The following is a 22,634-nucleotide window of genomic DNA, read 5'->3' as shown; positions in this document are numbered from 1 at the left end:
CTTTACAATTGAATCCATAGATAAATGACACTCATAACAATGGCATAGACAATAGCCATAAAAATACGATGACTCAGTACATTAATTTTAAATAGTAATAAAGCAATGCCTAATTCGTAAATAACTAATATGATTAATGATTTTAAATAAAAGAATATGCTTAATGGTTGATGAATAACTAAGCTAATGCCAATGAGTATAATTATTAAAATAAAAACATGTGTAACGACATACGTACTATAAAGTTTAAGTTGACTATGATTAGTTAGGAAAAGTCGCTGTAATGGTGCGTTTTGTTTGAGACGCTGATGTAATAAAATTTGAATGGCACTAACCATGATGACACATGCAAATACAACACCAATGGAGATAGATTGATTTGCGTTTTGAGTTATAGAATGCGTTGTTAATTGTGATTTAGGTGTATCTTTATAATATTGATTTTGGATATCTGAGTGAGATTTTGTTTGATTCATATCGTCTAAGTGTTCTTGAATGATATATGGTATCTGTTGTTCATATAAAGAACGACTCACAATTTCGACAGCTATACTACCAATAAAATCATCTCGTCCATACAAAGGGATTGAGGATTTTAAATTATTGTTTTTTAGTTTACTATTGAAATCTTTGGGGATTTGCAGACTTACCATAACTTCTTTTTTCTTAACCAAGTCATCAATATAAAAATCGTCTTTAGATAAATATTGAATTTCTACGTATGGACTTGAATCCATTTGATGAATCAGTTGTTTAGATGATTTACTGTGACTCATATCTTGGACTGCAATTGGAATTTTAAACGTTTGACTTGCAGATTTGTGAGCTATCCATAATGCACCTAATGCCAGCATAATCGTCAAAATAAATATAAAATAAGCGAACCATTGCTTTTTAATAACGAGTTGGATATACGGTTTCATCGACGATACCTCCAAGCAAGTATGATTAGCAATGCTAAAATTAATACAATTAAACTAAAATAGAACGCTGGATGTGAATCTAAAATATAGTTGTTTAAAGTAATTTCTAGCATTTGATTCGTTACTAAACTAAACGGTTGGTTAATTAAAACATCATTCAATATATGTTGGAAGAAAATAGTAGGAATAGTAATCCCTGAAAATCCAATAATGAGTATGCTTAGACTAACTTTTAGGAGTAAATTCAACCAAGATTTTGATACTAAATCAATAATGATGAGACATAAGACCAAAATCGTGACCAAATATACTAATTGGATGGCTACCGTAGGCCAATTATATGTTCTGAAAGCACTATGCAAAGCAGATTGAATCCAAACAAAACCTATTGCTGACCACAACAAGGTATAAAACCAAGAGATGAATCCACGTACAAGTGTTAACTTTTCAAAAGAAAAATGAAACATTTGTAAACGTTCTTTAAGTGCTGATTCTTGATTCATTTTCAAAACGGTGAAAAGTGATAAACAAAGAACAAATATGGAAAATAGATAGCCAGTAACAACATAATAACTTCCAGTGTCATAAATATGGATAGATTCATAATCAAAGGAACCAGTACGATTAAGTCCGGTAAACAACATGTCTGTCATAGTCATTAATGTATCTTGGTCTGATGGTTTGTCAGCAAGATGTGAAAAACTTAGTATTCCTCCCATAGAGTGCATTAGACGGTCATATACTGAATGGGTGAGTTGATTTATCACTACACTTTTAGTGGATTGTTTGTCATATGTATAAACTGAAATAGGAAGCCTACCATTTTTATAAAAAACTTTTGTCATACCCTTATCAAAGACAAAATAACCTTGTAATTTTTGTTGTTTTAATAATTGATGTGCTTCATTTTCATTATATTTTTTCAATGATACATTCTTTCCTAAATTGCTACCTTTACCAACAGATCCTAAAATAAGTTGTGTTTCTTTGGATTGATCTTTATCTACAATGCCAATAGTAAACTTAGATTCATTTTTATTGATATGTTGAATAGTAGTTAAAGTGACAATAAGTGCAATTATGATTAATAGTAAATACACAAATAAGTACCACTTTTTTAATAAAAAAGAGTGGTAAATATGAAACAACTTTAATGAATTCAAATAACCACTCCTAATAATAATATAAAGAGGGTAGGACAACTGTCCCACCCCTTATGCTTGCTGATTTGTCCTTGAATATTTACATGGATAAGGGGCGATTAGCCAACATATTTAAAAATACATTAAATACACAAAAATAATTGAAATTAGTCATCCAATTTTTTTCTACTTTTTTAAATGTATCCTTACCTTTTTTCTCCATTTCTTTACTTAATTTTTCTTTGTCTTTTTTAGATAATGCGTTGAAGTCTTTTGCACCGTCAGTATTGAACTTAATTTTTTCTTTAAGTTTAGTATTGGCATTAATAATAATATTAATTGGTTCGCCATCTAGCTTGAATTCAACATTTAACTTTTGTTTTTGTTGGTTGTTCTTCGCGTCTGTGTCTAAGTTGTTTTCATAGTCGATATCATAATTATCTGTACCATCATCAATCGTTAATGTACCAGCATCTTTACGTTTTGAGTCATTTTGAGTCTCTTTGTTATCGATATCGAGTGAATAGCGGTCATAATCGATGCTACTAGTTAATGTATATTGATCTTTGTACTTATCATCTTTCTTTTTAGAAGAGCCTTTAATTTCAAATGAATTATCATTTCCTGTTACTTTATAATTCACTTTTAGGTTATCATCAATTTTATTTGTACCTTTGATGTTCATCTTTTTATCATCGGAATCAGTAATTGTGATATCACGTTTGAGAATTTGATGTTTTTCCTGATAGATAGTTGATTTAATTTTAGGGAAATCTTTATCTTGTGCGTCTTTAGCATCTTTCAAAGCATCTTTAATTGATTTGTTGTATTCTTTTTCATTCATATTTGAAAGTCTCAATAACTCTTTATCATCTTTTGCTTTTTTCAAAACTGCTACTGTTATCTTCTTAGCTTTTTCTCTACTAATTGATAAAGTAACTGGTTTGATTTTCTTAGTTTCCCCATCAATTTTCACTTTTTCTTTATCACCTTTTTTGAAATCATCATCATCCAATTTATCAGTGATTAAATCAGTATATCGTTTTGTTACTTTATCAATATCGTCTTGACGAGTATGTAGAACACCAAGTTGATTATTCAAATTGAAGTTTACATTTGAATAGCCTTGTTCTTTAAGTTTTGAAGCGTCTGTTCCTTGTATTTCAGCTAAAGTATCAATGATTTCATTATTTTTAACACTATAAACACCTTTGAAGAAAGGTGATTCATAATATTGATTTTTATCGTCTGCACTAGCTTGAAACTTACCAATTTCTTCATCAACTAGAGTAGGTGCTATATTGACGATACTCTTTTTACTTTCTGGATCGTGTCCTACAGTACCTTTAATTTTTGAACCATCGACTACGGATTTGGGCAAACCTAAGTCTTCTATGTAATCTTTAGGTGCATCTGCAGTAACTTCAAATTTAGATAAGAAAGAATTATCATTATATTTTTCTTGGAATTTCATTTCATTTTTGAAACGATCATTAATATATGAATCTAAGTTCTTAGCGGTTTTCTTTTCGCTTAATAAATATGAATTTTTTGGTGTATTCGTAATAAAAGCATAAACACCCCAAGCAATTCCTAGTACTAGTAATAGTCCAATTACTATGGGTAAAATGATTTTTAATTTTTTCGACATTGTATATCCTCCCAAAATGTACGTTATCCCAATTAAAAATAGCTATATTTAGCAAAAGTGACTAAATAATTGCGAGCAATTTATTCAGTCACTTTACTGGTATTATTTTAACTTGATTTCTTTTTTAGCAAGGTTATCATTGCTGTAGTCATCTGGATCTTTAACTTGTAATGTCACAGGTGTTTTTGTATCTTTTAATTTATAGAACTTAACAGCTTTAACTTTACCGCCTTTATTAATTTCATCAGTACCGTTTTCACCGTATTTTCTATCTAATTCGCTATCGTAAGCGTCCCCAGTTTTTAATTCTCTCTTAACATCTTTAGAATCTTGATATGCTTCAAAACTCATATCAAATGCTGATGATGCTGTTACATCTTCTTTGTCAGTTTTCTTTTTAACACCATAAACAATAGCAATATTTGGTTTATCATCGTCTGCATATTTGCTTGCATCGACAATTTGAGTGTCTAAAATTTCAACATCAAAGTTTTTACTTGATAATTTATCATCTTTGAAAGAAGAATCAGATTTCTTTTTATCATCTGAAGAAGAATCAACTTTTACAGAATCTGTATCACCTGAATCCTTTTTACTTTCTGATGATTTGTTAGAAGAATTGTTACTTGATGAATCTTTAGAAGAATCATCCTTATCACCACATGCGGCTAATACTAATACTGACGCAAATAGTAACGCTAGTAATTTTTTCATAATTAAACCTCCCAATATTATAAAATAAATAGTATGTAATGAAAATATTCACTTATTAATATTAAATGAATAATAAAATAACGAATATTTATGGTAATTAGTATATCATTTAATTGTTACTAAAGTAATACTTTATTTTAAAAATATTTACGTTAAAATATATTGATAGACTGAATGAATAAAACTAAAATAATTAGTTATATTTTAAAATATAATGTTTTTTATTTTAAATTTAAATACAGTGCATTCAATAGCATTAAATTCAATTTTGGGTAATGGAATTGAGTCATTGCTAGATAAAATTTATAAAATAAAAGGAACGTTCATTAAGTGAATCATTTAATGAGATTAATGACTTTAGTTGTTAGCTAGAATGGTTTAAAAATTTTGGGAATATCTAATTATGAGGTAATACTTCAGGGGGATAAATATGAAAAGTTTCGCATTAATACTGAGAATATTTGCTGTTTTGGTTCTCGTTGAAATTATCATTTTTATAGGCGCATTATGTACTCATTTATATTTCCAACATCAATATATCCAGAAAGAAGAAAAACGGATTGAATTGTTTTTAAAATATAATTTTAAAAATATTAATAGCACAACAGTATATAAGAGTAATAGTGATTCCCCGCTAGGAAGTTACAATATTATCGTCCGTATTAATGGAGATAAAAATAAAGAATTAAGCTATGATGCTGAATGTGGTAACTATAATCCAAAATTTAATGGAGAAGATTATATTTTAAACGGTAATCTAAAAAAGCAGAAAGCAAATAGAAAGATAAAATCTGTAAAAGAGATATTAAAAGAAAGAAATGCCAATTCTGTGAATGATGCCTTAAGAAAAATACAATCGGAAGGTGAACAACATGAAGAGAATAACTAAGCGCAAGACATTAATGCTTATTGCTATTCTATCAACAATAATGAGCAGTTTCGTAATACTGATAACTGTATGTAGTATGTTGATTGTTTTTGTTTGGGGATTATTTCCATATTGGACGCCTATTGCATCAGCAATTGTTGTCTTGGGCAGTTTTATATTATCTTTTTCATTAAAATATATTAAACATAAATATCTAAAGTTTTTCATTTCAGTACATATAATAGCGAGTTTTCTATTGTTTTTTGTAAATATAATTTCAATTTGCCTAGTACAATTAATTTAAAAATATGATTTTTAAGGAGAAGATAATGAAAAAAATTATTTTAGGTGTTTTAGTTATATTGATAAGTATATTGAATAGTGGTTGTAGTGATAATCAAGAGAAAAACAAATATCAAAGTAAAATAAATAAAATTATGGAAATTCAGCAAGAAACTCATAAAGAAATGGTTAAAAAGGATGATGAATTTATACCAGAATTTGATAAAGATAAAGTGAATTCCTATGTATATGATGATGGAAAACTTATTATAATAGGCTATAAAGCATTCAAAAATAGTGGTAATCTGTTTTTTGTACCTTATGTATTTAAAGATGACAAAATATATTATAAAGAGCACTTCGATGCAAAAACATATGTTAAAGATCATAAGCCTGACTATAAAAATATCAAAGTAAAATAAATTTAAAGGAGTAGAAAAATGGAAAAATTAATCAAAGTGACATCTTTAATTGGGGTAATAATACAAAGCTTTTTAACTTTATTATTTTTATTGTTTTTAATACTTTCAGCAACAGGTGTGATGCATCCGGAATTAACTACAACAGTGAATGGTGAACAGACTGTTCAAAGTCCAGAAACTGCTCAAGCAACATTTGTTACTATATTTGCTATTTTCTTTGTTATTTCTTCAGTTTCGGATTTATTAGGTATTATTGCTATGAAAAAGATATTTGTGAACAATAAAGTGAGCGGGGTTTTACATATTATTGGAGCAATTATCAGTGCTAATTTATTAACTTTTATTGCTTGGTTAATAAGTGGAATTTCAATATTAAGCTATAAAAAATCAAATAAAGAAGTGTATTAGTATGAAATATGCATGGTGGGTACTTTTAACAATTGCAGGCATATTGAGTTTAACTAGTGTCTATGGATTTATTTTGTGTGTTGGTAGTTTTGGAATGTTAGCATTAAATCTTATGTGGTTATTTGTTTATACACCTCATAAAAACACAAAAGCACTTGAATCTATATCTAAACCAACAATATATTTATCAATTATTGGAACATATGTCGTATTTATATTTATGACTATTCTATTTTATTTTGTAATGAACGATGTGTTTAAAAATATTGGGGTTCAATTGTATGGACAAAACTTTGGTATTTTTGGTTTAACACTATTCATATTTGCTATTATCTTGTTCTCTATAGGAACTGGGATAGTTTTTAAAATACAAAGAAGCAGATTAAATCAATAAACTTGAATTTGTAAAATATTGAGACAAAATTATATTATTTTCTTTGAATTTTGAGACTAAACAACTAAATATTGTTTACTCTCAATTTTTATAAATATAATAAAATTAATGAGAATTACAATTATTAAATAATTGATTTGAAAAGAGTTGAAATAGTATATTTCAAATTTAAATAAGTAAGTGGCAAATAAAAGAATTTATTCTTTAGAGGAGAAGGTAAGATGGAAGAAAGTCTAAAACAATTACGTAAACCTACTATTCAGGTAATGAATTTTATTTCATTATTAATGATTTTATTATCAACAACACAATATTTTTATAGTTTGACTATGGAAACTACCCCAATATACTTAATTATTACGACTTTAATTGAAATAATAGTCATACTATTAGGGCTTTTACAGTTATTTGAAAAAAATACTGCTAATCCTTTAAAGAAAGCAAAAAGATATTTAATAGTAGGGATTTTGACTAGTTATTTTACGTACTTATCATTTTATAATCTTTATTTTTTTATGGCTGAAGAAAATAAATATGATTTAACTAGATTTTGGATTGTTGGTTTTGTTTTTCTTTTTATATGCAGTTGTGCACATATATGTAGTCTTTTGTTAATGGGCAATACTCCTCATTGGTTCAAAGGCGATAAAACAATGTGGATTATAATATTAAAAATAATAGCATGTACTTTTTATGTTCAAAAGATTATAGAATACATAATGATTCCTAATGTTGCAGAATCACATTTTTTAATCATATTAAGTATGTTTATGATTTTTGTTAGTAATTTACTAGTGAGTCAATACTATTTATTATATGGAAGAGTGTTAACCGATGTTAATAAAATAAGTAAAGATAAAAAAAGAGATAAACACGATAATTAATGGCTCAGGCTTATTAATAATGCCAAATATAGTTGAAATGGAGTTAAATTAAAATTGGAAGAATCATTAAAACAGTTGAGAAAGCCATCTATACAAGTAATGAACGTGTTATCAATATTGTTTATATTAGCGTCAGCTATTCAATATCATTATGATCTTACATTTGAAAATACCCCTAAATATTTATTGATTACGACAGCAATTGGGCTTGTAATCAATATATTAGGATTATTACAAATGTTCGAAAGTAAAATAACTAATCCTACAAAACAAGCAAGAAGATATTTAATAGTTAATATTTTAACTTGCTATTTTACTTATATAACAGTTTATAATTTATATTTTTTTGTAGCAGCTGAACATCATTATTATTTAGATAAGTATTGGTATGTTGGGTTCATTACTTTATTTGTATGCAGTACACTCCATATTCTAAGTCTAATTTTGATGAGCTTTTATCCAAATTGGTTAAAAGTAGATAAGGTTATAGTCATTCTAACACTAAGGTTATTGCATCATTAATATACGTTCAAAAAATCATTGAATATATAATAGTTCCTAATATTGCTGATTCTCATTTTGTATTTATTGTATCTATTATCTTGATTTTTACTTGTAACTTTTTAGTTTCTTAATACTATTTATTATATGGAAGAGTATATACTGATTTGAATAAATCATAAAATTAATAATTTTATATAATTCTATTAGAGTACAATGTTTTTACTATACAAAGGAGTAGATATAGTGGAAGAATCATTAAATAGATTGAGAAAACCGGCAATTCAATTTTTAAATATATTTTCATTAATTTTTATATTTTTTTCATGTTTACAATATAAATTTGATTTGACTATAGAGAATACACCGATTTACCTAATAATAACAACTATAATAGCAATTATAGTTAATATTATAGGTTTATTACAATTCTTAGAGAAAAAAATGACGCAACCCGTAAAAAGAGCAAAGCGTTATTTAATAATTAATATATTAAGTGTTTATATTGTATATATGACATTTTATAATATGTACTTTTTTGTGGCTGCCGAGCATCATTATTATCTGGATAATTATTGGTATTTTGGAATTATGACATTATTATTTTGTTCTACTACTCATATATTAAGTGTACTATTAATGAGATTTTCCCCCAATTGGTTAAAAGGAAATAAGGTTATAGCTATCATTATCCTGAAGGGTTTAGCTTCATTGATATATATTCAAAAAATTGTGGAATATTTTATTATTCCAAATATTGCAGAATCACATTTTATATTTTTATTATCACTACTATTTATTTTTGCGTGTAATTTTATGGTTACTAGTTTTTATATGCTCTATGGTGAAGTATATAACGAAGTTAATGATTCTTAGTAGAGTAAATGAATCATATTTTAATTGTGTGGAGGAAGATTAAACACGATGGATATATTGTTGATTATTATTGTATTTGGCTTATTTTATTTAGTGCATTTTACATCTGTAATGCATTCAGGAGGGCTTAAAGTATTGCCAATAATAACCTATATTATAGCCCTTATTTTATATTTAATTCCTGTAATTTTTATAAAAGAAGAAAGTGCAAACCAGTTTGAAAACTTGATGCTCATATTAAATATAGGTGTGCTGTTGTATGGAATTATGGGTGTAAGGGGGTTATGGTCTAGACCTCTAAAAGTAAAGATTCAAGAGTTGACGAAGTCATCAGATAGCATGATTACACAACAGAAATATGACAAAATTGAAAGTATGAAAATTAATTTAGAAATAGATAAATATAAAGGCATAATATCATTAGTGATGTCGTTGATATTTATGATAACGATGTCTATTAAAGCTTCATCACAATATAAAGAAGATTTTGCATTTGGCAACATTATCATACTCTTTATTTTTATCGCAATATTTGTTATTTACATAATCATAGATACCATTTTAAGAATAATAAAAGGACGATGGAGACTCATATCTATAAGACCATTACTGATGTCGATATGGTTATTTATTTTCATAATGATATTACTAATACAAAGATAAGATAGGTGAAGATATGAATATATCGAAAAAATGGTTGTTAGTTATTCTCGTACCTTTAGCAATTGTACTCATTATAGTTGGGATTTATTATTCATGGAAACTCAAAAAAGAAAATGAAATCAAAGACAGTTTTGCGAAAACGTTGAACATGTATCCAATCAAAAATTTAGAAGACCTATATGACAAAGAAGGATATCGAGATGAAGAGTTTGATAAAGATGATAAAGGTGAGTGGATAATACAATCAACAATGAATGTTGAAAAGGATGGTGGTGAATTAGTATCAGAAGGCATGGTTATTTACATGAATAGAAATACTAAAGAAACCCAAGGATCATACAATATTGAAAAAGTTTATGATGATAAAAATGGGAGACTTAAACAGAAGGAGATTAAAGTCCCAATTAAATTAAAAAATAATAAAATTATTATTAATAAGGAAATCCAAGATAAAAAAATTGAAAAACAAAATTGAACATTTTAAATTTTTCGCTCAATATGCAAACTTTAAAGATTTAAAGAAATATAAAAATGGTAATATTGAATATAATCCAGAGGTTCCTAGTTATTCAGCAAAGTACCAACTATCAAATAGCGATTTTAATGTGAAAAAAATTAGAGAAATATATAAAGTACCAACAAAAAAAGCACCTAAATTTACTATGAAAGGTACAGGGGAATTAAGCGGAGATTCTATAGGAGATCAGTCAATAGAATATACTTTTGAAGAAGGTAAGAAAAATAATATATATTTTACAGATTCTATTGAATATCAACCAACGAAAAATTAAACAAACCACTCGAATAGCGTCCGATACCTTTATTATAAACAATGGTGTTGGGGGCTATTTTGTATATTCCACTGTTTAATATTATGCTAAAAATGGCTTTTTATATTGATGATTGAACGTTTAATTGAAAATGCTTAACGGGTAATGTGTACAGATAGATGTCATGTTCTTAAGGAGAATAATTAATGAAACAAGCACAAGAATTAAAAAAGATGTTAACTCAACTAGATGGACAAAAATATGGTGCTTATAAACGTACAAAAGGGATGTATCAATTTGATGACTTTCGATTAGCCATCGACCATGTCCAAGTAGATCCTTTTGCATCGCCCTCAAAAATGAGACTAATTATAGATAGAAAAGTAGTTGGCATACCCGCTGACTTTTTAGATACAAAAGATAAACGTATTGCAGTTGCTGACTTTTTAACAAGAAATGTAGCTCGAAAATTAAAAAGCATATTATCAAAAGCAAAAGGACAACATAAAATCTTTATCGATCGTTGTGATCAAGAGATGCTTCAACGCACATCTGTAGTTATTAATGCTGACGTCATAGAGGTACGTCTAGAGGTAGGTCTACCTGCTACAGGACGTAAAATTTTAGGGAAAGCTGCAGCATCAACAACGACTCAAGTGTTACCACAAGTCGTTGATCAAGCGCTCAAATACCAACATATGGATCAACAAGCTTTAAAACACCAAATTGAATTGAAACTCAATCAAACATATATTAGACAACAACTAGATCAACAAAACTTAATCGCATTTGTCGCTAATGATTCCATATTACCTAGAAAAAATGGCGTATCAGATTGGCCGATGTCTCAAGCTATTGCATTTACCAGTCCAAAATCATGTGAAATAACAATGGAGGTACCATATGGTAAGCCTGTTGTAGGTATGGGAATTCCAAAAGGTATTACTTTAATCGTTGGTGGTGGCTATCATGGTAAGTCCACTTTATTACAAGCACTCGAACGAGGTGCTTACGATCATATTGATGGCGATGGTCGTGAGTATGTAATTACAAATAATAGTGCGATGAAAATACGTGCAGAAGACGGTAGAAGTGTAGAAAAAGTGAATATTCAACCGTTTATTGATCACTTACCTGGTAAGAAAGATACAAGTCAATTTTCAACTGATAATGCAAGTGGTAGTACGTCACAAGCGACCAACGTGATGGAAGCATTAGAAGCACGTACTAAAGTATTATTAATTGATGAAGATACATCGGCAACGAATTTTATGATTCGCGATGGACGCATGCAAAAGTTAATTGCACCTGAGAAAGAACCGATTACTCCATTTTCAAATCGAGTAAAACCGCTATACGATGACTATGATGTATCAACTATTTTAATCGTTGGAGGTTCTGGTGACTACTTTGAAGTCGCTGATCAAGTATTAATGATGGATGAATATGTACTGAAAGATGTTACTGAAGAAGCTAAAAAAATTGCACAAACGGTAGGATATGAACGTGAAGATACTTCTCATAAGACATTTGGTGAAATTCCGTCTCGTATCCCTCTTAAAAATAGTTTTAATAAAAAAGGAAAAGATAGTCGACTTAAAGCTAAAGGACAACATGCAGTCATGTATGGCAAAGAAACGATTGATATTAATGGCTTAGAACAATTAGTAGATGATAGTCAGACGAACAGACTCGCGATGATGATTGATTATATCCAACAACATGAGTTAGGTAACGACAAGACAATCAATGATATCGTTGATGATGTATATCAACTTATTGAACAAAAAGGGCTAGAAGCAGTATCACATCATCAAGGGCATCCAGGTAATTTAGCATTACCTCGTAAACAAGAACTCATAGGGACATTAAACCGTTATCGTGGGTTGAATGTGAAGTAATAACAACATGCGCATGTATCATATTGTACGTTATGTACCATGATAGCATGCGCATTGTTTATGTATCATCGATTATCTTTTGAATGGTTTATTTTCATTGTATTCTTCTTCTGTCATGAGCGTACTTTTTCTTTGAATGCCATAATCTTCTATATAAAATCGCTCACCAAGTTTTAAATAAGGCACAACCATAGCTCTGAATTTTACTCTTTTATAGAGAAGTGAAAAACCTATTTTAAAATACTTTTGACGTTCGAAAAGCCATAAATGATCTATTGAAATGCCATTAATTTGAACATCTTTGAGTAAAATTCGTACATTTCGTTTATATGGTAAATCACGATCTAATTTATTTTTATATCCAATATATTCAAGCCTACCAGTAACAACTACTGATTTATTCCGAAAAGGTTTCAATTCATCTCTTCTCACATGACCACCCCTTACTATATCACTTATTATAAAAATAATATCACAAAATTATTGATTTTATTTATAAAATGAGTTGTGGAGAGGCGGTTATATCAAAAAATAAAAATTTCTCCTCAATGATATTGATGACAAATGACATTAAATAAAAATAACCTTCATCCAATACTGAATGAAGGTTAAAAATATTACTTTCTTATTAATGCTAAAATACCAGCAACTAAAATTAAAATACCTGATAAGATACCAAAGAAGCTGATGAAAACAAAATTTAAAATTCCACCAATAATTAAAAGAACACCCATTAATACTCTTTTCTTATTGATGATACAGCTTAAGATTAATGTAATGATACAAGTGAGTATGACAGCTACGCCTAAACCATAAACTTGACCACTATCAGATGCTTCAAATTCATTGCCAATACTACCAACCATTATTGCAAATAGTCCACCAAGCATACCAAAAATACTTCCCATAATACCCAATACCATTTCGGCTACTCGATTTGTTTGTCTTTCAAATTGATAATTATTCATTAATTCACCTCATTTTATGCATACTATTAATATATCCTATATAAAAAATAAAATAAATAGTTTTGTTACAACTATTTTTATTAAAATCAAAAATTCTTTACGAAACAAATTAATAAACAAAAAGAAGTTGTTCTCACTTTAAAGACGAGAACAACTTCTTTAATGATGGGTGATAATGTAACTCCAAAAAAAAAAAGTATTAAATCATTAACTAACTCTAACTATTACGTTATAAAAAATGTGATTTTAAATCATTGCTCTTTTAACACGCCGTCTTTCATATGATAAACTTTATCGCAAAATTGTGTGAGACGTTCGTCGTGTGTAACGATGATACATGTTTTGTTTCGTTGTTTTGTTTGGTTTTCTAATATTTTCATGACGGCCATAGCGTTATCAGTATCGAGTGAAGCGGTTGGCTCATCAGCTAAAATGAGTGATGGGTCTGTAAATATCGCTTTAGCTATAGCGACACGTTGTTTTTGTCCACCTGATATTTCGCTCGGCAATTGATTTTCTATTTCAACTAATCCCAATTGTTCCAACAATGTTTGGTATTCTTCTTTATTAAGTGTGTCTCTTTTATATTTTTTTAATAACTGAAATTGCTGCTTTACCGTTAAAAAAGGTACTAAATTAGTCGATTGTAAAATAAATCCAATTTCTTTAATTCTGATTCGTGATAATGCTTTTTGCTTTAATTTAGTAATATTGTCACCGTTAATCCATATCTCACCAGATGTTGGTGTTTGTAACGCGCCAGCCATAGTTAAAAATGTACTCTTACCAGAACCAGATGGGCCAACAATTGCGATTAATTCACCTTGGTTAAATTTCAAATCAGTCGGTTTAACTGCTTCAATAATATGATTACCATCTTTGAAAGATTTTGTAACTCCTTTGAACTCTAACAAAGCACACACTCCTTTCTATCCAATAGCTTTTAGTGGATCGATTTTTCTAATAGATAATACTGAAAATAGACTGCCTAATAATGAAATAATGATAAGTACTAAGCCAAAAATTAATAATGTAACCATATTAAATTGTATAGGAACAGCATCTGGTAAAATAGTACTCGTTAATAGTGTGAGTGCGAGTCCAATTGCAGTACCAATGAGTGATAATATAAATGTTTGAGCAAGCACCATCTTTGCCAAATATCCATTCGTAAACCCTTGTGCTTTTAATACGCCAAATAACTGCGTTTTTTGAAGCGTCATAACATATAAAAAGACGCCGATCACAGTTGCTGAAATCACAAATAAGAAAGAAATCATAAAATTAAGTGTCATATTTTGAGCTTTATAACCCGGTAGATTTTCAATAAATTGATCAATTGAAACCCCTTCAAGTTCACTATCTAACTTATGATTTTTCCAATTTTTATCTTTAACTACAACGGCATTTGTTTGATTTTTAGATAAAGCTGGATTAATCTTTTCTATAGTTTTGTTGTTGGAAAAAATAACAGGAGATGCATTATATTTCGCACTTTCTGAGACACCAACAACTTTTAATTTTTCATCTGATTGGGATAATGACAATGTATCACCAATTTTAAAACCTTTATCTTTAAGCGTTTGATCTATGATTACCTCATTTGTTTTATTAACTTTATTACCATCAACTAATTTGGGTATTAAAAATGAATCTGAAGTAACACCAAAGAGTAAAGCATTTTCTTCTTTATTATCATTTGAAACAATAACGCCTTGTTGTTTTAATGGTGTTGCATCTTTAAAGTCATCGCTTACTTTAGATCGATCAAATACTGATTGTTCAACAGTTTGATTAGCATCTTTGTTCAAAATAATAGCATTTGCATGCCACTTTTCAATGCCTTCTGTATTCATTTTAATTAAACCATTGGCTAAGCCAGATAGTAAAAATAATAAATAACTTATGAGTACTAGGATCCCAATAATTAAGCTAAATTTGAGTTTATTTCTTTTAATTTCATTCCAAGCTAAGAACATACATACTTAACCTCCTTTTATACATTAGTTCCATCACCTTTATTTCTTAAAGATACCATTTTTTAGTATGAAGTATAAGTTTAGATGATGAGAAAAAATAAAAATATTGATATTTAGGTATTTAACATATAATTAGTTAGTTGATAGATTTTTAAACTGTTATACTAAAATCTCAAATGGATAACCTGAGGAGGTTAAATTATGAATGATAAAGTATTAGTAACAGGCGGTACTGGATTTTTAGGTATGCGTATCATTTCTGAATTATTAAAAGACGGCTATGAAGTACGTACAACTGTACGTAAATTAGATAAAAAACAACAAGTAATCAAAACATTGCAAAATAACCATATCAATACTGATAAATTAGAATTTGCTGAAGCAGATCTTTCTAAAGATGAACATTGGAATGAAGTAATGCGTGGATGTAAATACGTATTAAGTGTGGCTTCTCCAGTATTTTTCGAAATTCCTGAAGATGAAAGTGAAGTCATTCGACCAGCGATAGAAGGTATTCAACGTATCTTAAGAGCAGCTGAAAAAGAAAATGTTAAAAAAGTAGTTATGACATCTAACTTTGGTGCAGTAGGATTCAGTAACAAAGATAAATCAACTATTACAACTGAAGAAAATTGGACAAATCAAGATGAACCAGGTCTTTCTGCTTATGAAAAATCAAAACTATTAGCTGAAAAAGCAGCTTGGGATTTTGTTAATAATAAAGACAACCAAATTGAATTTGCGACGATTAATCCAGTTGCTGTGTTAGGGAAATCAATGGATTCCCATGTCTCTGGTAGCTTTGATATGATTAAAAACATTATGAATGGATCAATGAAACGTGTGCCAAATGTACCTTTAAATGTAGTTGATGTCAGAGACGTTGCTCGTTTACACGTTCTAGCAATGAAATCAGACGATGCTAATGGTAAACGATTTATTGCTTCTGCAGATGGTCAAATTACCTTAGCAGAAATTGCTAAATTAGTGAAAAATAAACGTCCTGAACTTTCAGAAAAGGTATCAACTAAAACTTTACCTAACTTTGCAATTAATATTGGTGCTTATTTCAACAAAGAAGCTAAAGAGGGTAAATTACTATTAAATATGAATAGAAATATAAGTAATGAACGAGCTAAATCTATTCTTGGTTGGCGTCCGATTGGTTCACAAGAAGATGCAGTACTAGAAGCTGTAGATAGCATGTCGAAATATAACTTATTTTAATTAAGACGAAGAAAAAGAGTAACCGAAAGATAAAGTTCTTAGACAAGTGAAAAAAGATAATTTCTATTGAAGTAATATAGAAATTATCCTTTTCATTATTTTTTAGTATTTTAATATAAAATTATGTACAAATACGTAGTATTTATGGCAAGACTCCTAAGGGAACAGTACTAGTTGAAGACCTTAGAAATTCTCACAGATTTATCTGTGTAGCATTTCTGGCTGAAACTGTACCCTAGGAATGCGAAGCCATACAATACGAAGTATTGGATATAAAGAAAGCACTAAGATGATTAAAATAAATTATCTTAGTGCTATTATTTTGGATATATGTCCTAGCCTCTCTGTTTTTTATTTCCCAAGTAATTTAACAACACGTTGTTGTTGTTCTTTACCATCTGGATCGGCTTTTGTTTTTAATTGAGTAAATGTTTCTGACCATTCAGAAGTACGTTTACGAATTGGTGGCTCATTCATTTCTAATGTTTTAAGGATAACTTCTGCAACCTCTTCAGATGTTTGAGAAGATCCTGTTCCGTAATTTTCCTTCAAACCACCTAAATATTTATCAAGAATTGGTTTGTATTCGTCGTCTTTAAGACCACCCGTAGACTGAAGTTGTGACATCACATTATTCGTGAACTCTGATTGAATGCCACCAGGTTCAATAACGGTAAACTTAATATTAAATTTAGGTTGAACATAACTCGCCATAGATTCAGTGTATCCTTCTACACCAAACTTCGTTGCACAGTATATTTCATTAAACGGTTGCCCAACTAAACCACCTACAGAAGAAATGTTAATAATACGACCATCTCTTTGACTTCTCATAGTAGGTAATACTGCTTTAGTCATACGAATAACACCCATTAAATTTAAATTCACTTGCCACATAATTTCTTCATCAGTAGCGAGTTCTGTTGTTTTGACAAAACCTGCACCTGCATTATTTACAAGAATATCAATGCGACCTTCAGTTTCAACAATATCATTCACAACTCGATTAATATTATCTACATTAGTGACATCTAAATGTTTAGTATATATATCTAAGTTTAATTCTTGTGCTTTGTTAATTAAATCCTCTTGCTTTTCAAGATTACGCATTGTTGCATATACTTTATAACCATTTTTAGCTAATAAAATAGATGTTTCAAATCCTAATCCAGTTGATGCGCCAGTAATTAATGCTACTTTTTGATTCATGAATAAATACCCCAAGTTTCTATTTTTTAATTGAACTTAGTTTACTTTGTTATTGATAGAATCGCAAAGATTTAAGACCAACGTTGTTCAACTTTACCAAATTTCCAAATCAATGTAGAAATTAACCATGTGATTAAGAATAATGCGACTAAAATATAGCCTAAATAATCAAATTGTATAGATTCAATAAATGACCAGAAGCCTCCAGATAATTTAAATTTGTCAGCCATGATTTGTAATAATTCGATTAAACCAATGATTAATGCAGCAATTACTGAAATAGTCGTAATCGTAATATTGTAATAAATTTTACGGATAGGATTGAAAAATGCCCAATTATACGCTGATTTCATAACGACACCATCTAATGTGTCTAATAAACTCATACCTGCTGCAAATAAAATAGGTAATGACAAAATACCAATAAATGAAATAGCTTGTTGAGAAGCACCTGATGATAAAGCAAGTAATGCAATCTCACTAGCAGTATCAAAGCCTAAACCAAATAAAAATCCTAATGGTAATACATGCCAACTTCGACTAATGACTTTAAAATAAGGGCCAACAAATCTTGTAATAAATCCTCGAGATTCTAATAAATCATTGATTTCTTCGTCATTAACGCCTTTTTGTTTTCGTAATTTCATAAACAGTTGAACTAAAGACACTAGGATTATAAGGTTTCATACGCCAATTAAAACTAGGAAAAATCCTGATACTAAAGTACCAATTGTGCCACCAATCTCTTGGAAATGTGGTAGCTCGCTTTTAGCCCATTTTACGGAAATACCTAGTAAAACTGCCATTAAAAATACAACAGTTGAATGTCCAATTGAGAAGTAAAATCCAACACCTACTGGATCACGTTTCTGTTGAATTAACTTTCTAACAGTATTATCAATTGCTGCAATATGATCAGCATCGAAGGCATGACGTAAACCTAATGTATATGCCAATATTCCCATGCCAAATAAAATATGGTGATCTTTACCTGCAAACCATAAAAAACTAAATCCTATGATATGAAGTATAATAACAATGCTTATGTATGGTAACCAACTTAATGATTGTCGATTCATATATTTCAAAATAGTACCTTCTTTCTAATACACAGAATAAATTAATAATACTCTGTTTTATACTAACCTCAAAGAAAAATTGATTCGTATAACAAAATTGTTATGGAAAAAATACATATAATTTAATGATTGGTTAAATATTTTATCCATTAAATGATACCTATCAATTAACTATACGTTTAATTAATTATATCGATAGGTATTGTAATATTGATAAACATTTTAAATAAGGGAGAGATGAGAAATGGCTGAACAAAATGGTTGTGTTAAATGTGGTCATACTGAAGTAGAAGAAGGTACACTTTCTGCAACAGGCTCAGGTCTGTCTAAAGTATTTGATTTACAGCATAATAATTTTAAAACAATTACTTGTAAAAACTGTGGTTATAATGGGTTTTATAAAGATACTAAAAATAATAAAATGGATATCGTTGATTTATTCTTCGGTTAAATTTAGAGAACAGGGTAAATTAAATATGATATTTGAGTAGCGTGTACGATATTTATACACGCTATTTTTTATGTAAACAAACTATTGTTTTTTCTAGGTGATTATTAGTAGACTGATATTATTACTATTTAAAAGAGTGAAGGGAGGACTTTGATGAGTAACGAATATAAAAAAGGGATATTTTTCGCGTTAGGCGCATATGTATTATGGGGAATTTTACCGATTTATTGGGAATTGATCGATCAAATCGGTGCGTTTGAAATTTTAGCTTTTAGAATCATTTTTTCGGCGATATTTATGGTATTTATCTTAGCTGTCGGAAAGCATCAAAGAGAATCCTTTATGAGAGATGTGAATCAGTTAGTATCACATCCGATACAACTTTTAGCAATTATTGTTGCTGGCTATGTTATTACAGTTAACTGGGGTACATTTATATGGGCAGTTACAAACGGCCACGTATTACAGTCTAGTTTAGGCTATTACATTAATCCGTTAGTGAGTATTTTATTAGCATTGATTTTCTTAAAAGAGAGATTCAATAAATTTGAATGGCTAGCCATTTTATTCGCATTTATCGGCGTACTTTATATGACATTGAAAGTTGGAGAATTTCCAGTTGTTTCACTCATGTTAGCATTCTCATTTGGTATTTATGGACTACTTAAAAAGGTTGTTCATATCGATGCGATTAGTAGTATTGCGGTAGAGTGTATTGTTACTGCACCTGCAGGACTAATTTATGTAGGTTATTTATGGCAACAACATCAATTAACGTTTGGTATGAATATGTCTTCATTCTGGTTACTGTTTTCAGGTGCCATTACAGCAATCCCTTTAATTTTATTTTCTGCGGGAGCTAAACGTATCCCATTATCTTTAACAGGATTTATACAATATGTTGGACCAACGATTATGTTTGTTCTAGGCATATTCTTGTTTAATGAACCATTTGATGTTCATCAACTCATTACATTTGTCTTTATATGGATAGGTATTATTTTATATAGTATCTCTCAATATTTAAAAATGAAAAGAAGACCAATTAATAAATAAAAAGTCATCACCTTAACACTATTTCGAGTGAGTAAGGTGATGACTTTTCTTTATTTTAAAGGATTAAAATATACCTAAAACTTTCATCCATAATGAACCTAAACCAATCCATATAATGAAGTAAACAAAGCCTAATACGATGTTCATTGTCCACCAACGTTTTTGTGTAATGTAACCAGAACCGAAAAGAATTGGTGCAGGACCACTACTATAATGTGTTGTTGAAGCCATTAAGTTACCGAAGAAACCAAGAATCAATGCACTGAATAATGGTGGTGCTCCGGCTGCTACGGCAACACCTAATAATGCTGCATACATTGCACTCACATGTGCAGTTGAACTTGCGAATAAATAATGTGAGTAGAAGAAGAACAGTATTAATAACACAATAACAATTGGCCAACTTAAGCCATGTAAACTTTGAGCAATTACTTTACTTAACCATGGGATGAATCCAAGTTGGTTTAATTGATCAGCCATTAATACAAGTACTGAGAACCAAACCAATGTATTCCATGCCCCTGTTTCATTTAATACATCTTTCCAAGTTAAGACACCTGTAAGTAAAAGTAAGCCTAAAGCAATAAATGCTGTTAATGTAGCATCTAAATTAATAAAACTTCCTATCATCCATAACACTAATGCAATGACAAAGATAGCTGCCATAAATTTTTCAGCAAGAGAAACTGAACCCATTTTTGCTAGTTCGTTTTCTGCCCAATTTTTAGCATTTGGTGTTTCTTTGACTGTAGGTGGGTACATTTTATAAATAATAAATGGCACTACAATGAGTGAAACTAATCCAGGAACAAGTGCTGCTAAAAACCAATTCATCCATGTTATATGTACATGAGCAGTTTTTTCAGCTAAGTTTTGTGCAAGAGGATTCCCAGCCATTGCGGTTAAGAACATTGCAGCAGTAATCAGATTTCCTTGGAATTCAGTGAAAATCAGGAAAGCACCCATTTTTCTTTCTGTGCCATCTTTTGGTGTTGAGCCAAATGATTCTGAAAGGGATTTAATAATAGGGAACATGATGCCACCAGCACGAGCAGTATTACTTGGAGTTGCCGGAGCTAATATTAAATCAACACCTACAAGTGAATATGCTAGACCAAGCGTCTTTTTACCAAATAATTTTACGAATTGTAGTGCAATTCGACGACCTAACCCAGTTTTGACAAAACCTCTAGAAATGAAGAAAGCCATCGCAATCAGCCATATACTCGTATTCCCAAAGCCTTGCACAGCCGTCTTAATATCGACTACGCCAACTAATACAGTTAATGTAAAACCAATGATTGATACTGCACCAATTGGCATAGGTTGAGTGATACATGCGATAATCGTAGCGACAAATATCGCAAACATATACCAAGCTTGTGTATCTAATGAGTCAGGCTTAAGAGGGGTTAAAGCCCAAATCAGTAAACCAACAACAATTGGTAAAATGAATTTTTTATATTTTACTGAGTTTTCCACAATAAGTGTCCTTCTTTCTGTAGAGAATTCATATGTACAACATCAGAATAATCCTAATTGAAATTAATGTACAGAGGGATTTTAAATTTAATTGATAAGTGATATAGCACATATGCCTAAAACGTTAAAAACTGATTTCACACCATTGTGAAATCAGCTTAAATTTAGTCTAATTTAGTTGTTTTTTAATACACGTGCCATTTCTTCCATTTTACCAGCATGAAGCGGAATATGGATGGTATTTAACATTAATAAACCTTCAACAGTTGAGAAACCAGCAATCGGTTGCTCTAGTTCTATAGCTAATTGTTCATCTGTTAATTTTCTGGCACGTTCAGGAATTGTTTTAATATCATTTAAGATACTGTCTATGTCAGGAACGTCACCGTCAATGTTAGACCAATCTGCAGGTTTAGAATCTGGCGCAAATAGTTTTCTATAAAGATCTAAATCTACGACATTTTGGTCACCTTTAGATAATGCATTTTCAAAAACAGTTAATACATGACCCAATTGCCAATGTAAATTATTAGGGAATACGTCGCTATCTTTATCTAATACGTCTTCAATTTTCCAATCTTCGTACATATTTAATAAATAGTGAACACCTGTATCTATTACATCATATACTGTGTTAGTCATATTAGTTATTCTCCTTTGTATAAAAAGTATACTTATTATTCTAGTAATGTTTACCCGTAATTAATAAGTTGTATGCATTAGAAGCTTGTACAGTTGTAGGAGATTTATAGTAAGATGATATTAAGAAAAGTAGCTAAAATAG

General features: G+C 29.6%; 22 protein-coding genes and 3 pseudogenes. 13 read left to right on the top strand and 12 right to left on the bottom strand.

The window, feature by feature from the left end; genetic code table 11:
• Nucleotides 1-2 precede the first annotated feature (2 nt).
• The 4 genes from Q4528_RS01820 to Q4528_RS01805 all read right to left on the bottom strand — a co-directional run bounded on the left by Q4528_RS01820 (nucleotide 3) and on the right by Q4528_RS01805 (nucleotide 4,430).
• On the bottom strand, nucleotides 3-923 hold the full coding sequence (locus tag Q4528_RS01820) for an ABC transporter permease (RefSeq protein ID WP_046467221.1): 921 nt from the start codon (nucleotides 921-923) through the stop codon (nucleotides 3-5).
• On the bottom strand, nucleotides 920-2,086 hold the full coding sequence (locus tag Q4528_RS01815; protein ID WP_046467220.1) for an ABC transporter permease: 1,167 nt from the start codon (nucleotides 2,084-2,086) through the stop codon (nucleotides 920-922). Before Q4528_RS01815 ends, Q4528_RS01820 begins: the two co-directional genes overlap by 4 nt.
• Before the next feature lie 79 nt (nucleotides 2,087-2,165).
• Complete coding sequence (locus Q4528_RS01810; RefSeq protein ID WP_303520311.1) at nucleotides 2,166-3,716, bottom strand: DUF6583 family protein; 1,551 nt, start codon at nucleotides 3,714-3,716, stop codon at nucleotides 2,166-2,168.
• 102 nt (nucleotides 3,717-3,818) lie between these two features.
• Nucleotides 3,819-4,430: a DUF5067 domain-containing protein gene (locus tag Q4528_RS01805; protein ID WP_070452852.1), complete on the bottom strand. Its 612-nt coding sequence runs from the start codon at nucleotides 4,428-4,430 to the stop codon at nucleotides 3,819-3,821.
• Nucleotides 4,431-4,860: 430 nt separating this feature from the next.
• On the opposite strand from Q4528_RS01805, the gene Q4528_RS01800 reads away from it, so the two are divergent.
• The 10 genes and pseudogenes from Q4528_RS01800 (at nucleotide 4,861) to Q4528_RS01755 (ending at nucleotide 12,399) form a co-directional block, all read left to right on the top strand.
• A complete protein-coding gene (locus Q4528_RS01800; protein ID WP_046467217.1) occupies nucleotides 4,861-5,319 on the top strand; it encodes a DUF1433 domain-containing protein in 459 nt (152 codons plus the stop codon).
• A gap of 308 nt (nucleotides 5,320-5,627) precedes the next feature.
• Nucleotides 5,628-6,002: a cystatin-like fold lipoprotein gene (locus Q4528_RS01795; RefSeq protein WP_046467215.1), complete on the top strand. Its 375-nt coding sequence runs from the start codon at nucleotides 5,628-5,630 to the stop codon at nucleotides 6,000-6,002.
• 18 nt (nucleotides 6,003-6,020) lie between these two features.
• The gene (locus Q4528_RS01790) at nucleotides 6,021-6,410 is read left to right on the top strand and encodes a DUF4064 domain-containing protein (RefSeq protein WP_046467214.1); all 390 of its coding nucleotides are present in this window, start codon (nucleotides 6,021-6,023) and stop codon (nucleotides 6,408-6,410) included.
• A gap of 1 nt (nucleotide 6,411) precedes the next feature.
• Nucleotides 6,412-6,804, top strand: a complete 393-nt coding sequence (locus Q4528_RS01785) for a DUF5084 family protein (RefSeq protein ID WP_046467213.1) — start codon at nucleotides 6,412-6,414, stop codon at nucleotides 6,802-6,804.
• A gap of 221 nt (nucleotides 6,805-7,025) precedes the next feature.
• Nucleotides 7,026-7,688, top strand: a complete 663-nt coding sequence (locus Q4528_RS01780) for a DUF5079 family protein (protein WP_046467212.1) — start codon at nucleotides 7,026-7,028, stop codon at nucleotides 7,686-7,688.
• A gap of 54 nt (nucleotides 7,689-7,742) precedes the next feature.
• Nucleotides 7,743-8,323: pseudogene (locus Q4528_RS01775) on the top strand (DUF5079 family protein).
• 112 nt (nucleotides 8,324-8,435) lie between these two features.
• Complete coding sequence (locus Q4528_RS01770; RefSeq protein ID WP_046467211.1) at nucleotides 8,436-9,065, top strand: DUF5079 family protein; 630 nt, start codon at nucleotides 8,436-8,438, stop codon at nucleotides 9,063-9,065.
• Between the two features lie 48 nt (nucleotides 9,066-9,113).
• Nucleotides 9,114-9,728, top strand: a complete 615-nt coding sequence (locus Q4528_RS01765; protein ID WP_303520307.1) for a DUF5080 family protein — start codon at nucleotides 9,114-9,116, stop codon at nucleotides 9,726-9,728.
• A 13-nt stretch (nucleotides 9,729-9,741) separates the two neighbouring features.
• A pseudogene (locus Q4528_RS01760) lies at nucleotides 9,742-10,519 on the top strand (tandem-type lipoprotein).
• A gap of 185 nt (nucleotides 10,520-10,704) precedes the next feature.
• The gene (locus Q4528_RS01755; protein WP_046467208.1) at nucleotides 10,705-12,399 is read left to right on the top strand and encodes an ABC-ATPase domain-containing protein; all 1,695 of its coding nucleotides are present in this window, start codon (nucleotides 10,705-10,707) and stop codon (nucleotides 12,397-12,399) included.
• 72 nt (nucleotides 12,400-12,471) lie between these two features.
• Here the strand turns inward: Q4528_RS01755 and Q4528_RS01750 are convergent, their stop codons facing one another.
• The 4 genes from Q4528_RS01750 to Q4528_RS01735 all read right to left on the bottom strand — a co-directional run bounded on the left by Q4528_RS01750 (nucleotide 12,472) and on the right by Q4528_RS01735 (nucleotide 15,346).
• Nucleotides 12,472-12,831 carry a hypothetical protein gene (locus Q4528_RS01750; RefSeq protein ID WP_303520306.1) on the bottom strand — a complete coding sequence of 120 codons (360 nt, stop codon included), beginning with the start codon at nucleotides 12,829-12,831 and terminating at the stop codon, nucleotides 12,472-12,474.
• 185 nt (nucleotides 12,832-13,016) lie between these two features.
• Entirely contained in the window at nucleotides 13,017-13,367 is a 351-nt protein-coding gene (locus tag Q4528_RS01745; RefSeq protein WP_046467206.1) for a DUF4064 domain-containing protein, read from the bottom strand.
• A gap of 251 nt (nucleotides 13,368-13,618) precedes the next feature.
• Nucleotides 13,619-14,281, bottom strand: a complete 663-nt coding sequence (locus tag Q4528_RS01740) for an ABC transporter ATP-binding protein (protein ID WP_017637309.1) — start codon at nucleotides 14,279-14,281, stop codon at nucleotides 13,619-13,621.
• Nucleotides 14,282-14,296: 15 nt separating this feature from the next.
• Nucleotides 14,297-15,346, bottom strand: coding sequence for an ABC transporter permease (locus Q4528_RS01735; protein ID WP_046467205.1), 1,050 nt, complete (start codon nucleotides 15,344-15,346; stop codon nucleotides 14,297-14,299).
• Between the two features lie 201 nt (nucleotides 15,347-15,547).
• Here Q4528_RS01735 and Q4528_RS01730 point away from each other — a divergent pair, with 201 nt between their 5' ends.
• Nucleotides 15,548-16,573 (top strand): SDR family oxidoreductase, encoded by a 1,026-nt coding sequence (locus Q4528_RS01730; protein ID WP_046467204.1) that lies wholly within the window; start codon nucleotides 15,548-15,550, stop codon nucleotides 16,571-16,573.
• A 351-nt stretch (nucleotides 16,574-16,924) separates the two neighbouring features.
• On the opposite strand, the gene Q4528_RS01725 is transcribed toward Q4528_RS01730, so the two are convergent.
• Together Q4528_RS01725 and Q4528_RS01720 are read right to left on the bottom strand one after the other, a co-directional pair.
• Nucleotides 16,925-17,782 (bottom strand): SDR family oxidoreductase, encoded by an 858-nt coding sequence (locus Q4528_RS01725; RefSeq protein WP_303520303.1) that lies wholly within the window; start codon nucleotides 17,780-17,782, stop codon nucleotides 16,925-16,927.
• A gap of 71 nt (nucleotides 17,783-17,853) precedes the next feature.
• A pseudogene (locus Q4528_RS01720) lies at nucleotides 17,854-18,861 on the bottom strand (HoxN/HupN/NixA family nickel/cobalt transporter).
• Nucleotides 18,862-19,105: 244 nt separating this feature from the next.
• Between Q4528_RS01720 and Q4528_RS01715 the strand changes: the two are divergent.
• Together Q4528_RS01715 and rarD are read left to right on the top strand one after the other, a co-directional pair.
• Nucleotides 19,106-19,312 carry a zinc ribbon domain-containing protein gene (locus tag Q4528_RS01715; RefSeq protein ID WP_046467203.1) on the top strand — a complete coding sequence of 69 codons (207 nt, stop codon included), beginning with the start codon at nucleotides 19,106-19,108 and terminating at the stop codon, nucleotides 19,310-19,312.
• A gap of 153 nt (nucleotides 19,313-19,465) precedes the next feature.
• The gene (gene rarD, locus Q4528_RS01710; protein WP_046467202.1) at nucleotides 19,466-20,368 is read left to right on the top strand and encodes an EamA family transporter RarD; all 903 of its coding nucleotides are present in this window, start codon (nucleotides 19,466-19,468) and stop codon (nucleotides 20,366-20,368) included.
• Between the two features lie 63 nt (nucleotides 20,369-20,431).
• Here rarD and Q4528_RS01705 read toward each other — a convergent pair whose 3' ends face one another.
• Entirely contained in the window at nucleotides 20,432-21,850 is a 1,419-nt protein-coding gene (locus tag Q4528_RS01705; RefSeq protein ID WP_017637302.1) for an anion permease, read from the bottom strand.
• A gap of 174 nt (nucleotides 21,851-22,024) precedes the next feature.
• A complete protein-coding gene (locus tag Q4528_RS01700; RefSeq protein ID WP_303520299.1) occupies nucleotides 22,025-22,492 on the bottom strand; it encodes a bacillithiol transferase BstA in 468 nt (155 codons plus the stop codon).
• Between the last annotated feature and the right edge of the window lie 142 nt (nucleotides 22,493-22,634).

It is taken from the genome of Staphylococcus pasteuri (genome assembly GCF_030547725.1).
Taxonomy (GTDB): Bacteria; Bacillota; Bacilli; order Staphylococcales; family Staphylococcaceae; genus Staphylococcus; species Staphylococcus pasteuri.
This window is presented reverse-complemented; position numbering and strand designations above follow the sequence as displayed.

Coding starts and splice junctions, on each gene's coding strand:
- Q4528_RS01730 (WP_046467204.1), top strand. CDS start 15,548: ATGAATGATAAAGTATTAGTAACAGGCGGTACTGGATTTTTAGGTATG.
- Q4528_RS01735 (WP_046467205.1), bottom strand. CDS start 15,346: ATGTTCTTAGCTTGGAATGAAATTAAAAGAAATAAACTCAAATTTAGC.
- Q4528_RS01725 (WP_303520303.1), bottom strand. CDS start 17,782: ATGAATCAAAAAGTAGCATTAATTACTGGCGCATCAACTGGATTAGGA.
- Q4528_RS01805 (WP_070452852.1), bottom strand. CDS start 4,430: ATGAAAAAATTACTAGCGTTACTATTTGCGTCAGTATTAGTATTAGCC.
- Q4528_RS01745 (WP_046467206.1), bottom strand. CDS start 13,367: ATGAATAATTATCAATTTGAAAGACAAACAAATCGAGTAGCCGAAATG.
- rarD (WP_046467202.1), top strand. CDS start 19,466: ATGAGTAACGAATATAAAAAAGGGATATTTTTCGCGTTAGGCGCATAT.
- Q4528_RS01785 (WP_046467213.1), top strand. CDS start 6,412: ATGAAATATGCATGGTGGGTACTTTTAACAATTGCAGGCATATTGAGT.
- Q4528_RS01755 (WP_046467208.1), top strand. CDS start 10,705: ATGAAACAAGCACAAGAATTAAAAAAGATGTTAACTCAACTAGATGGA.
- Q4528_RS01715 (WP_046467203.1), top strand. CDS start 19,106: ATGGCTGAACAAAATGGTTGTGTTAAATGTGGTCATACTGAAGTAGAA.
- Q4528_RS01790 (WP_046467214.1), top strand. CDS start 6,021: ATGGAAAAATTAATCAAAGTGACATCTTTAATTGGGGTAATAATACAA.
- Q4528_RS01765 (WP_303520307.1), top strand. CDS start 9,114: ATGGATATATTGTTGATTATTATTGTATTTGGCTTATTTTATTTAGTG.
- Q4528_RS01820 (WP_046467221.1), bottom strand. CDS start 923: ATGAAACCGTATATCCAACTCGTTATTAAAAAGCAATGGTTCGCTTAT.
- Q4528_RS01700 (WP_303520299.1), bottom strand. CDS start 22,492: ATGACTAACACAGTATATGATGTAATAGATACAGGTGTTCACTATTTA.
- Q4528_RS01810 (WP_303520311.1), bottom strand. CDS start 3,716: ATGTCGAAAAAATTAAAAATCATTTTACCCATAGTAATTGGACTATTA.
- Q4528_RS01780 (WP_046467212.1), top strand. CDS start 7,026: ATGGAAGAAAGTCTAAAACAATTACGTAAACCTACTATTCAGGTAATG.
- Q4528_RS01795 (WP_046467215.1), top strand. CDS start 5,628: ATGAAAAAAATTATTTTAGGTGTTTTAGTTATATTGATAAGTATATTG.
- Q4528_RS01800 (WP_046467217.1), top strand. CDS start 4,861: ATGAAAAGTTTCGCATTAATACTGAGAATATTTGCTGTTTTGGTTCTC.